The sequence below is a fragment of the Pseudoduganella chitinolytica genome, assembly GCF_029028125.1.
Taxonomy (GTDB): Bacteria; Pseudomonadota; Gammaproteobacteria; order Burkholderiales; family Burkholderiaceae_D; genus Rugamonas; species Rugamonas chitinolytica.
Genome location: NZ_CP119083.1, coordinates 4,207,013 through 4,222,038, shown reverse-complemented (window position 1 = coordinate 4,222,038; position 15,026 = coordinate 4,207,013). Strand labels below are relative to the sequence as shown.

Here is a 15,026-nt window from a genome sequence, read left to right as displayed (position 1 = left end):
TCACTCGCCGCTGCCCCGTGGCACGTCGCCGCCCGGGCCGCCGGCGCCTTCAGTTGCACCTTCAGTTGCACCTTCCGTCGCGCCTTCGCCCTGTGGCTTGCGGCGGCGCGGGCCGCGGCGGCGCTTGCGGGGCGCCGGTGCCGCTTCGGTGCCGAAGTTGTCGTCGGCTTCGTCGTCCTGCGCTTCGGCCTGGACGTCGGGCTGCACGTCCGCCAGGCCTTCGCCTTCGTCGTGCGTGGCCTCTTCACCGTCCTTGTGGCGCTGGCCGCGGCGGGGCGGGCGCTTGCGCTTGGCGCCGGTGCCGGAGGCGCTGGAGACCAGCTCGGCGCGCGTGACCTCGTCCGCTTCGTAGAACGCGGTCCACCAGTCGCCCAGTTCCTGGTCGATCTCGCCCGAGGCGCAGCGCAGCAGCAGGAAATCGTAGCCGGCGCGGAAGCGCGGATGCTCCAGCAGCTTGTACGGGTTCTTGCCGTTGCGGCGCTCGAAGCGGGGCTGCATCGACCAGATGTCGCGCATGTCCGAACCGATCTTGCGTTGCAGCGCCAGCTTTTCCGTCTGCGAGTCCAGCACCTCGTCGGCCGCCAGGTGCAGCGCCGGGATCGGGAATTCGCCGGCCGCCTGGTAGGCGTTCCACTTCTCCAGCACCTGGTGCCACAGCAGCGACGCGAACAGGAAGCCCGGCGACACGGTCTTGCCGGCCGCGATGCGGCGGTCGGTCGAGTCCAGCGCCAGGGTGACGAACTTGAAGCCCAGCGGCTGTTCCAGCACCACGTCCAGCAGCGGCAGCAGGCCATGGTGCAGGCCTTCCTTGCGCAGCTGCTGCAGGCAGGCCAGCGCGTGGCCGCTCATCAGGAGTTTCAGCATCTCGTCGAACACCCGTGCGGCCGGGACGTTGTCGATCAACGGGGCCATCACGGCGATCGGCGCGGCCGTCGACGGCTCGATGTCGAACTTGAGCTTGGCGGCGAAGCGCACCACGCGCAGCATGCGCACCGGGTCTTCGCGGAAGCGCGCTTCCGGCTGGCCGATGATGCGCAGCGTGCGTGCGCGGATGTCCTTCATGCCGCCGTGATAGTCCAGCACCTGCTGGTTGGCGGGGTTGTAGTACATCGCGTTGATGGTGAAGTCGCGCCGTTCGGCATCCTCGGCCTGGCTGCCGAACGTGTTGTCGCGCAGCACGCGGCCATGCTCGTCCTTCGGCGCGTTCGCCGTGGCGGTGCCGCGGAACGTCGTCACTTCCAGGAGGTCCTGGCCGAACATCACGTGCACGATCTGGAAGCGCCGGCCAATGATGAAGGCGCGCCGGAACAGGCGCTTGACCTGCTCGGGCGTGGCGTTGGTGGCCACGTCGAAGTCCTTCGGCTTGACGCCCAGCAGCAGGTCGCGCACGGCGCCACCCACGACAAAGGCCTCGAAGCCCGCTTCCTGCAAGGTGGAGGTGACGCGGACGGCGTTGGGCGACACCATTTTCGGGTCGATGCCGTGCTGCTCCGGTCCCAGTACTTCGGGTACGTCGGTATTGCGGGCTTCCTTGACGCCCAGGATCTTGCGGATGAATTTCTTAATCATTGAATAGATGGAGTAAAGGCCAGCCTTGTGCGGTAGCGTGGTTCTTGAGCGCGGCGTTGGGGTTGGTCGCTACGGGGTGCGAGACGATCGACAGCAGCGGCAGGTCGTTGTGCGAGTCGCTGTAGAAATACACGGCATCGAAGTGCTCGAGCGCCTTGCCCATGCCTTCCAGCCATGCCTTGGTGTGCACGATCTTGCCGTGGCCCTGGGTGGGCGTGCCGTGCAGGCGGCCCGTGATGCGGCCGTCCACCATTTCCGGCATCGCCGCGATCAGGTGCTCGACGCCGAATGCCTTGGCGATGGGCGAGGTGACGAAGTGGTTGGTCGCCGTGACGATCGCCACCAGGTCGCCCGCGTCCAGGTGCCGTTGCAGCAGGGCGCGCGCGGCCGGGCGGATGGCCGGCTCGACCACGTCTGTCATGAACTGCTGTTGCAGCGCGGCGAGGCGTTCCGGCTCGAACGTGGCCAGCGTGCCCAGCGCGAACTCGAGGTACTCGACAGGGTCGAGGGTGGCGTCCTGGTACTGGGCGTAGAACGCGTCGTTGCGGCGGGCAAACTCGGCGGCATCGACGGCGCCCACGCGGCACAGGAACTGGCCCCACTCGTAGTCGGAATCGATGGGCAGCAGCGTGTGGTCGAGGTCGAACAATGCCAGGTTCATGCAGTCTCTCAGTTCAGTCTTTCGCCTCGGCCTGCAGCCATTCGCGCAGCAGCGGCAGGGTGATCGGGCGTTGGGTTTCCAGGGAATATTGGTCCAGCGAGTCCAGCATCGAGGACAGCGAGCGCATGTCGCGCTGGAAGTGCGACAGCAAATAGGGTAACACGCCGGGCGACAGCGTCAGGCCGCGGCTGGCCGCCGCCTGCGACAGCGCCGCCACCTTTTCGTCGTCCGTCAGCCCGTGCAGCTGGTAGATCAGGCCCCAGCCCATGCGGGTGCGCAGGTCCTCGCGCACGGGCAGCACGGCCGGCGGCACGGCGCCGCTGCACACCATGAAGGCGTCGTTGGCGCGGATTTCGTTGAACAGCGCGAACGCGTCGATCTGCGCGACGGGCGACAGCTTCTCGCAATCGTCCAAGAGGTACAGGTCGATGTCGGGCACGTAGACGAATTCGGACTCGATCGAGAACGGCGAGATGTAGCGCGCGCGCTCGGTGCTGGCCAGGGCTTTCAGCAGGTGCGACTTGCCGGCACCGATCTCGCCCCACAGGTAGGCGAAGTGCTCGCGCGACGTGCGCGCGGCGAACTGGCGCATCAGGGCCGCCACTTCGGCATTGCGGCCCACCTCGAACGATTCGAGGGTATGCACCGGTTCGGCGCCCAGGTCCAGCACCAGCTGTTTCATCGCTGGCGCTCCGTGGACCTGATCGTTTGCATCGTCTTTTCGCTCATCACGGCATGCATTATAGAAGCTGCCGGCAGGGGGCGGCGCTGCGGGGGCTGGAGCGGGAAGCGAACGGGAAGCGCATGGACAGGCGGCCGGTGGATATTTTTAGGGGATGGGACGGGCCATTTTGATAAAATAGCGGACTTGCCGGAATTTGCATCGAAAACAGCGCAAAAACTGCCCTCGAACCAGCGAATTACGGCCTCCGCCTTCTATTTTACCGCCTCCGCTGCGAAATACACCATGAGCCAACCTTCGAATGTATCCCTGTCCTACCGTGACGCCGGCGTCGATATCGACGCGGGCGATGCCTTAGTTGAAGCGATCAAGCCGTTTGCCAAGCGTACCCTGCGCGAGGGCGTGATGGGCGGCATCGGCGGCTTCGGTGCGCTGTTCGAGATCAGCAAGAAGTACAAGGAGCCGGTGCTGGTGTCCGGCACGGACGGCGTGGGCACGAAGCTGAAGCTGGCGTTCGAGCTGAACCGCCACGACACGGTCGGCATCGACCTGGTGGCGATGAGCGTCAACGACATCCTCGTGCAGGGTGCCGAGCCGCTGTTCTTCCTCGACTATTTCGCCTGCGGCAAGCTGGACGTGCCGATCGCGACCGATGTCATCAAGGGCATCGCGCAGGGATGCGAGCAAGCGGGCTGCGCGCTGATCGGCGGCGAAACGGCCGAGATGCCGAGCATGTACCCGGCCGGCGAATACGACCTGGCCGGCTTCGCCGTGGGCGCCGTGGAAAAATCGAAGCTGATCGACGGCACCAGGATCGTCCCGGGCGACGTGGTGCTGGGCCTGGCCTCGTCGGGGGCGCACTCGAACGGCTACTCGCTGGTCCGCAAGATCATCGAAGTGGCCAAGCCGGACCTGGAAGCGGACTTCCACGGCCGCAAGCTGGCCGACGTGCTGATGGCGCCGACGCGCATCTACGTCAAGCCGCTGCTGGCGCTGATGGAGTCGATGGAGGTGAAGGGCCTGGTGCACATCACGGGTGGCGGCCTGGTGGAAAACATCCCGCGCGTGCTGCAGGAGCACCTGACCGCCGAGCTGGATGGTTCGTCCTGGACGATGCCGCCGCTGTTCCAGTGGCTGCAGCAGCACGGCGGCGTGGCCGATGCGGAAATGCACCGCGTCTTCAACTGCGGCATCGGCATGACGGTGATCGTCTCGGCAGAGAACGCGGATGCGGCGATCGCCCAGCTGACGGCGGCCGGCGAAGCCGTCTCGCGCATCGGTACGATCCGTGCACGCAAGGAAGGCGAGCACCAGACGATCGTCGTGTAAGCATGGCCAGCGGCCTGCCGGAAGAGCGGATCGTCGGCATGCTGCAGGCCCGGCTGCCGGACCTGCTGGGCATCTGGCTGTTCGGCAGCCAGGCCAGCGGCCATGCCGGCGCGCACAGCGACGTCGACCTGGCGGTGCTGGTGGCAGGCAAGGCCGACGTGCTGCAGCTGTGGGACATCGGCCAGGAACTGGCGGCCGTGCTCGACCGCGATGTCGACCTGCTCGACCTGCGGGCCGCGACCACCGTCATGCAGTACCAGGTCATCACGACGGGTCGCCGGCTGTGGCAGAAGGATGCCGCCGCCGCCCTCTACGAAAGCGCCATCCTGAGCGACAAGACGGAGCTCGATACGGCACGTGCCGCACTGCTCGATGACATTGCACGAGAGGGAAGGGTTTATGGCAAGTCCGACACCTGACGACGTCATCCTCAACAAGACTGCGACCATCGAACGGTGCGTGGCGCGGGCACGCGAAGAATACGACAAGGACCCGGACACCTTCGCCACCGATTTCACCCGGCAGGACGCGGCGATCCTGAACGTCCAGCGGGCGTGCGAGGCGGCGCTGGACTGCGGCCAGCACGTCATCCGGCGCGAACGCCTGGGCATTCCGCAAGGTTCGCGCGACGTCTTCCGTCTGCTGGCCGACGGCGGCTGGATCGACCAGGCGCTGGCCGGCGCAATGCAGAAGATGGTCGGGTTCCGCAATATCGCCGTCCATGAGTACCAGACCTTGCAACTGCCGATCACCGTCGCGGTGATCCGCGACCATCTGGACGAGTTCCACGCGTTCATCCGTCAGATGCTGCTGCACCGGCCCTAGGCTTGCCGCTGTCCAGGCAGATTCCCATCTTTTCAGTCGGCACTTTTTGATATAAACTTGGCAATTTTCCGGCGCACGCCGGTATTGACCGAGCATATCGAGAACCGGATGGAAGACCCGAAAGTAGCCCCCGCCACCCCTGCACCCGCGCGGCGCCGCCGCTGGCTCAGCGTGCTGCTGTACACCCTGGCGGCGTGCGGCCTGGCCGCGCTGGGCTTGCTCGCCTTCGCATTCTGGCAGCACAAGCAGGCGCAGCAGCAACCACCCGCACGCGTGACGATCGACGAAACCGCCGTCATCGAAAGCGTCATGACCAGCAACTACGGCAAGTACTCCGCCAGCCGCAAGGGCTGGCTGTACGTGGGCGACAACAATCGCGCCTACGTCATGCGCGTGATCCAGCAGGCCAAGGTGACGGATGCGCCCGACGGCGACGAACTGTACTTCCTCGCCAGCGGCGCGGGCACGATCGACGACGACACGGCCGTCATCTACGGCGTGTTCCACATCCGCCCGACGCGCCCGGGCGACGGCGGCCTGACGGAGGTCAGCCAGCCCGTCATCGGGGCCTTCAACGCGCCGATCGAGCCGGAGGACGTGCACTTCGAGGCGCTGTCCGGCAAACTGTGGGGCTGGGTCGTCAAGGTGGCCGACAGCGACAACCCGCGCACCGACCGCATCGTCACCCGCAACACGATCTGGGCGCCGCGCGAGAACGAGATCGCCAAGCTGGGCGAATTCATCGCCGGCGCCGAGCACGACCCCGGCATGCCTTGCGACGAAGCGAAACAGGCCTTCGACGAGTGGCAGCGCCTGGCCGCCACGGATGACGGCGCGGCCGAGCAGATCGGCCCGCAGCGCTGCGAGAAGCAGCGTTGGACGTATCGCACGGGCACCGTCAACGGCGCCATTCCCGTGCCGTTCACCGTCACCCAGGGCGGCACGCTGGACGGCATGCCGGTCGAGCCGAAAAAATGGAAGCTGATGTTCGACACGAAGCGCTTCAGCTACAACGTGCCGGAGGCATTGCAGCTCCCGTGATCCGTCCCTAGCATCGGCGAAGTTGCTACTTTTGCTATATGGCGGGGATAATGGTTTTCCCTATCGATTGGAGAAACCCATGTTGCTGCCCCGTTCCCGGACCTGGATCGAGGCGCGGCTGAAGGCGCCTTAGCCGGAAGCGCCGCGCTGCCACCGCGGCGGCGAGGAACCCCTGACACCGCCGGGTTTGGATTCGCGGATTCAACGGGTCCGACACCGAACGACCGGCCAAAGCCGAACGCTTACTGGCGATCCACCGGCGACGCGTCGCGTCGTAGCGCCGACGATGCTGGCCTGTAAGCCGGGGCTTGGGACCTACTTGCGCAGCGCGGCCTTCCGGCGCTCGTACGCACGGGCGATCGTCGCTTCCTTCTCCCTGGCCTCGGCCAGCGACGGCACGCCCATCTCGCGCCGCAGCGCATCGGGCACCGCGGGATCGACCTCGGCCAGCCGCGGCGGCAGGTACGACCGCTTCGATTCGTACTGTGTGCCGAAGCGCTGCCGGCGTCCCACGTTGATCAGGAAGCGATCCAGGCTGGCAGCGGCCAGCCAGCGGGCCCGGTCCTCGCCCTTGCCGATGGCGATCACGCACAGGTCGTGCGCCAGCAAGTAGTCGTCGGGCGTGTCGGCATGCTGCAGGATCATCGCCGCGTGATAGAAGTCCGCACCGCTGCGCAGGGCATCCGCCGCCAGCAGCGCCTTGACGCGCGCCTCGCGCCGGTCATCCCGTACGCCGACCAATTCCCAATCGATCGAAGTCCCCGGCGGCACGTTGCGGTCGGCCTGGTCGTCGGCGAACAGCTGCGCCAGTTCCGCGTTGACGAGCAGGCTTGCCGGCACCGCTGCGTCGGCCTGACAGGACAGTGGAAACGCCAGCGCCACGGCAAGGATGGCGCGGCGATACAGGGATGCAAACCGCATGCAATGCCTCACGAGTAATATTGCTTTTATTGTAACTCAGCGCGGCTGGTCGGCTGTCCTCGTTTGCGCGTTTGCACCGCGACCCGGGACCAGCAACCGGGGGCGGTGCCTTTGGGTGCAAAAGCGTTCGAGACGCACGGCGGCGCGGCAGACGCCAGCCGGATCACCGCCTGAGGATCTTCGCCACCGGTGCCGGCCGCAGCCGGAACGCGTCCGGCATGCCGGCGCCCAGCAACGGGCGCAGGTACAGGCGGAACGCATCCGTCACGTCGGTACCGCTGGCGGCAATGAACTCGTCTTCCATCGTGCGCGTCTTGCCCGCCACGTCCGCCAGCGGCAGCAGCGCATAGTCGGCCGAGTAGAAGCCCGTGCGGCGGATGGCGACGGAGCCGTCGGCCTGGCCCCACAGCGCGAACTGCACGGCCTTCTCGCCCACTTCGCGCGCCTCGCGCTGGTCGACGTCGGAGACGCAGCCAATGAAGGAGCGCTGCAGGTAGCCGAATGTGTCGCCGCGCACGCGCTTGATGCCCAGGCGCGCCTTGATCGCGTCGCACAGCAGGTCCGCCAGCGCCCCGGTGCCGGACAGCTGCACGTTGCCGTGCGCGTCCCGTTCCACGTCCTTGGCCAGCAATGTCGCGATGGGCGCGCCGCTGGCATCGTGGATGCCTTCCGAGACGGCGATCACGCAGCGGCCGAAGCGTTCGTACGTGGCCTTGACGTCCGCCAGGAAGCGCTCCAGGTCGAACACGCGCTCGGGCAGGTAGATCAGGTGCGGGCCGTCGTCGGGGAACTTCTTGCCCAGCGCGGATGCCGCCGTCAGGAACCCGGCGTGCCGGCCCATGACGACGCCCACGTAGACCCCGGGCAGCGCGGCATTGTCCAGGTTCGCGCCCGCGAAAGCCTGGGCGACGAAGCGCGCGGCCGACGGATAGCCGGGCGTGTGGTCGCTGCCCACCAGGTCGTTGTCGATCGTCTTCGGGATATGGATCGCGCGCAGCGGGTAGCCGGCGGCGCGGGCCTGCTCGCTGACGATGCGCACGGTGTCGGAGGAATCGTTGCCGCCGATGTAGAAGAAATGTTCGATCTCGTGCGCGCGCAGCACATTGAAGATCTCCGCGCAGTATTTCTCGTCGGGCTTGTCGCGCGTGGATCCCAGCGCCGACGACGGCGTGCCCGCAACCAGCTCCAGGTTATGGCTGGTCTCCTGCGTCAGGTCGACGAACTCCTCGTCGACGATGCCGCGCACCCCGTGCAGCGCGCCGTACACGCGCGTGACGTCGCGAAAGCGCCGCGCCTCCAGCGTGACGCCGACCAGCGACTGGTTGATGACGGCGGTCGGCCCGCCTCCCTGTGCCACCAGAATCCTGCCAGAGCCCATGCACGTCTCCTTGAAAAGGTCAGCCGGCCAGCGTCGATGTCGTTCCTGTGTTGTCAGCGCCGTGCGGCCCAGCGGGCCGCCGCCGCGAACAGCACGCGTTCCTCCCGCAGGTTGACGGTACGCACGTCGATGATAAACGGCTGTCCGTCCCGTGCCAACTGTTGCTGCAGCCCGGTGAGCTCCCAGCGGCTGATCGAGCCGTCGCCCATCGCCTGGGCGACCGCGGCGCGGTAGTCGGCACCGCCCGCCTTGAATGCCTGGCGCACCGCGCGGTACACCTCGCCCTCGATCTCGCGCGACTGGTACGCAGCCGTGGCCGCCGCTGCGGCCAGCGCCATCGCCAGCGGCAGGGCCGCATTGTCGAGCAACCAGCGATAAGGTTTCCCATCATTATCCTCCCGGCCGATACGAGGCGGCCAGGAAGGTCCGCGTCGAAGGCTGGTACCACCAGGTACCGCAGCGAAGCACGACACCGTGCGGCCGGTTCATGAGTGCCATCGGCGCACCGGCGCATGCCGTTTCGCGCAGCGCGGCCACATCGCGGTCGTTGATGTCGCCCAGCGTTTCGCTGGCCAGCCGGGCTGGGTAGCCGCGGCCGTGGACCGTATAGAGGCGCTCGGCCAGGACGGCAACGCCGAACAGCAGCAGCGCGGCAACCAGCACTGCGGCGGCCCGGGGCACGCCCTGCAGGGACGGCCGCGACGTCGCGGCGGTGCGCACCGCGATCAGCAGCATGGTACTGCCAGCCCCGGCAAGCAGCGCGTGCACGCTCGCTTCGACACCGCGCGTGTAAATCGCGGCCGCTATGGCGAGGCCGGTCCAGCTCCCCAGCAGGAATTGATCGGTGTATCTAAGTCGCATGCTGATCGTCCATTGTAATCGTCCGCAGAGCCGTCGATAAAGGAAATTGCTGGCGCAGGTGCGACTATCCATCTTGCGCCGGGCCACGCGCGAGATATTACCTCGCCAGGATGGCGCGCCCGCAAGATATCGATATCAGATCGCTTGAGAGGTGAATTGCGACACTGCAACCCGTTCCGGCTTGATCCTGCCTGATAATGTCGCGGCATAGAAGAAATTGACTGAACGAAAGAAATTCCAAAAGGAAATTTACGCCCTGCCTTACTGAGATATATCCGCGCAGAAAATTTCCAATTCGCAATCATATTATCTTTGCATTTGTATGATCATCGCAACACTCACAATGGGGGGTTGTCCGCTGCCCGCATGGCCGGCTGGCCGCCCCCGCGAGACTCCATGCGGCTTGCACGCCCATCGATCGTGTGACGGGCCGACGCCGCCCTCTCCTATGAAGAGGGCCGGATCACGCTCTGAAAAAGAGTTTTGCGCGGAAATTCTGATTTCCTTTGGCAAAGCTATCAACAAGCAAGTGCCGTTGCCCTCCTTTAGCAGGGGGCGCTGACGACGGGGTCACTTTTTTATTGGATGTGACATTTCGATAGAAAGAATTTGTCCAGCCGATGTTAAATTACGGCCTTCCGAAATTGCCTGCGGATTTGCGAAGAAAAGCGGGAGATTGCGATTTCCAGGAGGGCGACATTCGAACTGGTTCGATTATGTGCGGCACCTGTCTGGTTTTGGCGACACCCTATTCCTATCGCAGTTCGCCGGCGCAGCAATATGCAATCCTGTGCATTGCAAAATATATGATTTCGCAATCTTAAAATAATGTTATTTACTCGCCAATATGTCCGAGAAAGGGGAAAAATGAAAGTTCGTACTCTTCTGTCCGCAGCGCTGCTGGCAGGCGGCGCCGGCGTGGCCCAGGCCAGCGACCACGGTTGCAAGGTGCTGTTGTGCCTGGCCAACCCGCAGGGACCGATGGCGGTCGCGGAATGTGTGGAACCGATCAGGAAACTGTACCGTGACCTGGCGCGTGGCCGCGCATTTCCGGGCTGCTCGATGGCGAGCGCGCCGTCGGGCACGCCGGCGGGACGTTCATGGGCCCAGTACGGCGTGTCGTTCTACGACCCATGCCCACCGGGAACGTCAGCGCTGGCCCAAGGCGCACTGGCGGCCGGCGGTGCCGGGGCGTCCAGCGTCTATACGGGCACGGGCGACGGTGGCGATGGCTATGGCTACGACCACTCGTCGCTGCCGGCCAAGGTGTGCGTGGGCCGTCCCACCGGCGAAACCTGGGTCAACGTGGGCGAGGGCGATGGTATGTCGACGGTGGCCGTGACGACGTACGACAACATCGTCGTCATGCAGCCGGTCGCGCAGCCGTATCACGCCGACATCTACATCGATTCGGCCTTCTCGCACCGCGTGCGCTGGTAGGGAAGAACGATGATGGAATTCCTGGCGCTGGCGCAGCAGTGCGCGCCCGCGGCGCATCCCCAGACGCTGGCCGCACTGGCGCGGGTCGAGTCCGGTTTCAATCCGTACGCGATCGGCGTCGTCGGCGGCCGGCTGGAGCGGCAGCCCCGCAACAGCGCCGAGGCCGTCCAGACGGCCCAGGCACTGGAGCGCGCCGGCTACAACTTCTCGCTGGGTGTCGGCCAGGTCAATCGCCACAACCTGGCGAAGTACGGCTTGACGTACGAAACGGCGTTCGAAGCATGCGGCAACCTGCGGGTGGCGGCGCTGATCCTGAAGGACTGCTTCGATCGTGCGCGGCAACGCGGCATGGCGGAGCAGGCTGCGCTGCATGCGGCGTTCAGCTGCTACTACAGCGGTAACTTCGTGACCGGGTTCCGCCAGGACCTGAAAGGCCAGCCCAGCTACGTGCAGCGGGTACTGAACAGCGCCGCGGCGGGCGGCGCGGCCGCTGCGGCGCCCATCCGCGTGCTGCCGGCGCGGGCGAGCGTGGCCGCGGCACGGCCCCCGGTGGCGGTGGAGCTGCCGCGACCGGACGACGGCACGCTGGTGTTCGGCGCGGCGCCGCGGCAGTCCACCGATGCCGTGTTCCGTGTCGGCGTCATGGCGCCGCACGACGAGGCGCCGGTGCGCCTGCAGGGAACCGACGCGGCCGCGGCCACGCTGGTGTACCGGTAGCCAGCACGCATGACGACGGCCCCGCGACAGGGAAAGGACCGCACTTTGTACACAGAACAGAACATGGCACCAGCGCCGCAGACGACAACAACAAGAACGATGCAGGAACGCCTGAGCGGCATCAGCGAATCGGAGCTCATCCTCGTGATTCGCAGCAAGGCGCTCAGGAGGATGCACATCGTTCAGAACGGGGAAGGGAAGTTTCGCATCATGGTCAACCTCAACAATCAGGAAGGAGAGTTAGCACTTGTAACTTTTCGAAAGACCCCACGCGAATGGGCAAGCCTGGACAGGTTGGCCCGACACATCCAGGAAAAGTACGGGGTTATCCCGACCATCACTCTGACTCTATCTTTAGGATAAGCAAGCAAATGAGCATGACCAAGAAAATTTCCGGCCTGATCGGCAAAGGACGCACGGCACTGGCCGCGAACAAGGCGGCCATGCGCGACGCCGACCGTCGCGCCAGCCGCTCGATGGCAGTGATGGCGATCTGCGCCGCAGCGGTCGTGCCGGGCATCGCCCTGGCGGCCGCGGCCGCGACGCCATGGGACACGATGGGTACGCAGGTGCTGGCCATCTTCCAGAGCGGCCTGACCCGGACCATCGCGATCATCAGCGTGATCGCCTGCGGTATCGCGGCGCTGGCCGGCAAGCTGTCGTGGGACTGGGCCATCAAGATCATCGTCGGCATCGTGCTGATCTTCGGTGGCGCGGCCCTGGTTGACTTCCTGATCGACGCGGCGAGCTGATACATGCAGGACGGCACGCAAGAGGACGTCTATACCGACGAGCTGTTCGTCGGCCTGACGCGCCCCACCACCATGTGGGGCATACCGTACACGGCGTTCGTCGTCGAGTTCATGGTGACGACGCTGGTGTTCCTCGCAGTCGGCAACCCGCTGTACCTGTTGCTGGCCGTGCCGATCCATGCAGTGCTGTACGCGATCAGTGCGAGCAATCCCAAGGCGTTCGACGGGATGATGATGTGGTTGAAGACCGTCGGACGCTGTCGCAACAATCGCTTCTGGGGCGCGGCGAGTTTCTCGCCGCTGGCCCGGAGCAAGTGGGAACAATAAGTGGACATCACTGAGCCGCCCCGGCGGCAAGAGGACTAGCATGGGTGTTGGATTCAAATACGCTGACGCAATGAAGCAGGAAGAGTCCGTTGGCAAGCTCTTCATTCCGTATGCGGGCCACGTCACGCGCCAGGTCGTCAAATTGAAGACCGGCGACTACATCACGACGCTGCGCATGCAGGGTGCCGCGCATGAAAGCGCGGACGTACGCGACATCAACATCTGGCACGATCAACTGAACAACCTGGCGCGCAATATCGCGTCGCCCAACGTGGCGCTGTGGACCCACGTGGTGCGGCGCGAGTATGGCGAATTCCCCGGCGGCGAGTTCGCCCCGGGCTTCGCGCACGACCTGAACGAAAAATACCGGAACCACCTGGCATCGCAGCGCAGCCTGATCAACGAGCTGTACATCACCATCGTGTACCGGCCGCAGCCGATCAAGGCGCTCAAGCTGTTCGACCTGCTGGGCAAGCGCGCGGCCGCCGAACTGGCCGAGCAGCAGCAGGCCGAGCTGGAGGCGCTGCAGGAGATCGTCGACACGGCACTGGCCGGGCTGGACCGCTATGAGCCCGAAGTGCTGGGCTGCTACGAACACAACGGCATCATGTTCTCCGAGGTACGCGAGTTCCTGGCGTTCCTCGTCGACGGCGAGTGGCGCCGCCAGCCCCTGACTTGGGCGGAGATGGCCGACAACCTGGCCACGTCGCGGCCCATGTTCGGCAAGGGCGGCCTGCTGGCGCTGAAAGGCCCGACCCGCACGCAATACGGCGCGATCCTGACGATCCAGGACTACGCGCCGATCACCTGCCCCGGCCTGATGAACGAACTGCTGCGCATGCCGTTCGAGTTCGTGCTGGCGCAGTCGTTTACGTTCCTCAGCCGGCCGGTGGCGCTGGCGCGGATGAAGCGCCAGCATGCGCGCATGACCAATGCGGGCGACGTCGCCACGTCGCAGGTCGACGCCATCGAGGACGCGATGGACGACCTGATGTCCGGGCGCATCGTGATGGGGGTGCACAACTTCGTGCTGCTGATCCGGGCCGACGAGCAGAAGGCGCTGGCCGATCACATCGGCGACGCCGGCAAGGCGATCTCGGACGCGGGCATCAAGTGGGCCCGCGAGGACATCGGCATCGTGGGCGCGTTCTACGCCCAGCTGCCGGGCAACTTCGAGTTCCGCGTCAGCGTGGGCGACATCAGCAGCCGCAATTTCGCCGGCTTCAGCTCGTTCCATAACTTCCCGATCGGGCATATCCGCCACAACCAGTGGGGCCATGCGGTGACGGCGTTCCGCACCACGTCCGGCGCGCCGTACTACTTCAACTGGCACAAGGGCGAGGATGGCTCGGAAGCGAAGCGGGCGGCATCGCTCGATCCGAACCACAAGGACCTGGCCAACACGATCATTATCGGCAAGTCCGGCACGGGCAAGACGGCGCTGCAGATCTTCCTGCTGGCGCAGTCGCTGAAGTTCAACAACGCGGGACAGCCGGGCGGCAACCGCCTGTCCGCCGTCTTCTTCGACAAGGACCTGGGCGCTTCCGTGGGCATCCGCGCCATGGGTGGGCGCTACTTCCCGCTGAAGAACGGCGTGCCGTCCGGCTGGAACCCGTTCCAGCTCGAGCCCACCGAGCGCAACCTGAACTTCCTGGAACGGCTGGTGCGCCGCCTGGTCTACCGCGCCGACCGGCCGCTGACGGCCGCCGAGGAAAAGGACATCTACCACGCGATCCAGGGCGTGATGAGCGTGCAGAAGCCGCTGCGCCGCCTGAGCGCCGTGCTGCAGTTCCTGCCGCGCGTCGACGACGACGGCATCCACGCCCGCCTGTCGCGCTGGGCCGGACGGGGCGCGGCGCTGGGCTGGCTGTTCGACAACGCCGAGGACACGCTGACGATCGACGACGTGCCGCTGGTCGGCTTCGACGTCACCGAGTTCCTGCCGAACGACGAGACGCGCGAGCCGACGATCATGTACCTGCTGCACCGGATCGAAAGCCTGCTGGACGGGCGCCGCGTGCCGATCTTCTTCGATGAGTTCGGCCAGCTGAGCAAGGACAAGACCCTGCAGGAACTGGTCGAGAACAAGCTGGTCACGATCCGCAAGCAGGACGGCTTCCTGATCCTGGGCACGCAGATGCCGGGCCAGGTCATCCGCAGCCCGATTGCCGACGCCATCATCCAGCAGACCGCCACCAAGATCTTCCTGCCCAATCCGGAAGCCGACCGCGACGAATACGTCAACGGCTTCAAGCTGACGGAGCGCGAATTCGAGATCATCCGCAGCTTCGGCGAGAAGTCGCGCCTGTTCCTCGTCAAGCAGGGCGGCAACTCGGTGGTGGCCGAATTCAAGCTGCGCGGGTTCGACGACGAACTGGCGGTCCTGTCCGGCAACACGGCCACGTCGAACATGGTCGAAAAACTGGTGGCCGAGCTGGGCAGCGATCCGGCCCACTGGCTGCCCGAGTTCCATCGCCTCCGCAAGGGTGGTTGAGAAGGCCGTAACCGTAAGCGCGGGCCGGT

At 65.6% G+C, this 15,026-nt stretch carries 17 protein-coding genes; 10 read left to right on the top strand and 7 right to left on the bottom strand.

Annotated features, from left to right (window positions below):
* From pcnB to hda, 3 genes are read right to left on the bottom strand one after another with little or no spacing between them, the layout of a single operon-like run.
* Positions 1-1,569, bottom strand: coding sequence for a polynucleotide adenylyltransferase PcnB (pcnB, locus tag PX653_RS18720; RefSeq protein WP_277414255.1), 1,569 nt, complete (start codon positions 1,567-1,569; stop codon positions 1-3).
* Positions 1,562-2,230 (bottom strand): histidinol-phosphatase, encoded by a 669-nt coding sequence (locus PX653_RS18715; RefSeq protein WP_277414254.1) that lies wholly within the window; start codon positions 2,228-2,230, stop codon positions 1,562-1,564. Before PX653_RS18715 ends, pcnB begins: the two co-directional genes overlap by 8 nt.
* A 13-nt stretch (positions 2,231-2,243) precedes the next feature.
* Positions 2,244-2,912: a DnaA regulatory inactivator Hda gene (gene hda / locus PX653_RS18710; RefSeq protein WP_277414253.1), complete on the bottom strand. Its 669-nt coding sequence runs from the start codon at positions 2,910-2,912 to the stop codon at positions 2,244-2,246.
* Positions 2,913-3,197: 285 nt separating this feature from the next.
* Here hda and purM point away from each other — a divergent pair, with 285 nt between their 5' ends.
* Genes purM through PX653_RS18690 form a run of 4 tightly spaced genes read left to right on the top strand, consistent with a single transcriptional unit; the run spans position 3,198 to position 6,107 of the window.
* Positions 3,198-4,241: a phosphoribosylformylglycinamidine cyclo-ligase gene (gene purM, locus PX653_RS18705; protein ID WP_277414252.1), complete on the top strand. Its 1,044-nt coding sequence runs from the start codon at positions 3,198-3,200 to the stop codon at positions 4,239-4,241.
* 2 nt (positions 4,242-4,243) lie between these two features.
* Positions 4,244-4,660 (top strand): type VII toxin-antitoxin system MntA family adenylyltransferase antitoxin, encoded by a 417-nt coding sequence (gene mntA / locus PX653_RS18700; protein WP_277414251.1) that lies wholly within the window; start codon positions 4,244-4,246, stop codon positions 4,658-4,660.
* A complete protein-coding gene (gene hepT, locus PX653_RS18695; RefSeq protein WP_277414250.1) occupies positions 4,641-5,066 on the top strand; it encodes a type VII toxin-antitoxin system HepT family RNase toxin in 426 nt (141 codons plus the stop codon). The genes mntA and hepT overlap by 20 nt, the downstream gene beginning before the upstream one ends.
* Before the next feature lie 57 nt (positions 5,067-5,123).
* Entirely contained in the window at positions 5,124-6,107 is a 984-nt protein-coding gene (locus PX653_RS18690; protein ID WP_277414249.1) for a hypothetical protein, read from the top strand.
* Between the two features lie 315 nt (positions 6,108-6,422).
* On the opposite strand, the gene PX653_RS18685 is transcribed toward PX653_RS18690, so the two are convergent.
* The 4 genes from PX653_RS18685 to PX653_RS18670 all read right to left on the bottom strand — a co-directional run bounded on the left by PX653_RS18685 (position 6,423) and on the right by PX653_RS18670 (position 9,339).
* Positions 6,423-7,028, bottom strand: coding sequence for a hypothetical protein (locus PX653_RS18685; protein WP_277414248.1), 606 nt, complete (start codon positions 7,026-7,028; stop codon positions 6,423-6,425).
* A gap of 163 nt (positions 7,029-7,191) precedes the next feature.
* Positions 7,192-8,406 (bottom strand): 6-phosphofructokinase, encoded by a 1,215-nt coding sequence (locus PX653_RS18680; RefSeq protein ID WP_277414247.1) that lies wholly within the window; start codon positions 8,404-8,406, stop codon positions 7,192-7,194.
* 53 nt (positions 8,407-8,459) lie between these two features.
* A complete protein-coding gene (locus PX653_RS18675; RefSeq protein ID WP_277414246.1) occupies positions 8,460-8,774 on the bottom strand; it encodes a hypothetical protein in 315 nt (104 codons plus the stop codon).
* A 22-nt stretch (positions 8,775-8,796) separates the two neighbouring features.
* Positions 8,797-9,339, bottom strand: a complete 543-nt coding sequence (locus tag PX653_RS18670) for a hypothetical protein (RefSeq protein ID WP_277414245.1) — start codon at positions 9,337-9,339, stop codon at positions 8,797-8,799.
* 795 nt (positions 9,340-10,134) lie between these two features.
* Between PX653_RS18670 and PX653_RS18665 the strand changes: the two genes are divergently transcribed.
* The 6 genes from PX653_RS18665 to PX653_RS18640 all read left to right on the top strand — a co-directional run bounded on the left by PX653_RS18665 (position 10,135) and on the right by PX653_RS18640 (position 14,997).
* Entirely contained in the window at positions 10,135-10,707 is a 573-nt protein-coding gene (locus PX653_RS18665; protein WP_277414244.1) for a hypothetical protein, read from the top strand.
* Between the two features lie 9 nt (positions 10,708-10,716).
* Positions 10,717-11,424 carry a lytic transglycosylase domain-containing protein gene (locus PX653_RS18660; protein WP_277414243.1) on the top strand — a complete coding sequence of 236 codons (708 nt, stop codon included), beginning with the start codon at positions 10,717-10,719 and terminating at the stop codon, positions 11,422-11,424.
* Between the two features lie 63 nt (positions 11,425-11,487).
* Positions 11,488-11,787, top strand: a complete 300-nt coding sequence (locus PX653_RS18655) for a hypothetical protein (RefSeq protein WP_277414242.1) — start codon at positions 11,488-11,490, stop codon at positions 11,785-11,787.
* Between the two features lie 14 nt (positions 11,788-11,801).
* Positions 11,802-12,176 carry a TrbC/VirB2 family protein gene (locus PX653_RS18650; protein WP_277414241.1) on the top strand — a complete coding sequence of 125 codons (375 nt, stop codon included), beginning with the start codon at positions 11,802-11,804 and terminating at the stop codon, positions 12,174-12,176.
* A 3-nt stretch (positions 12,177-12,179) separates the two neighbouring features.
* A complete protein-coding gene (locus tag PX653_RS18645) occupies positions 12,180-12,503 on the top strand; it encodes a VirB3 family type IV secretion system protein (RefSeq protein ID WP_277414240.1) in 324 nt (107 codons plus the stop codon).
* 70 nt (positions 12,504-12,573) lie between these two features.
* Entirely contained in the window at positions 12,574-14,997 is a 2,424-nt protein-coding gene (locus tag PX653_RS18640) for a VirB4 family type IV secretion/conjugal transfer ATPase (RefSeq protein ID WP_277414239.1), read from the top strand.
* Positions 14,998-15,026: the final 29 nt, after the last annotated feature.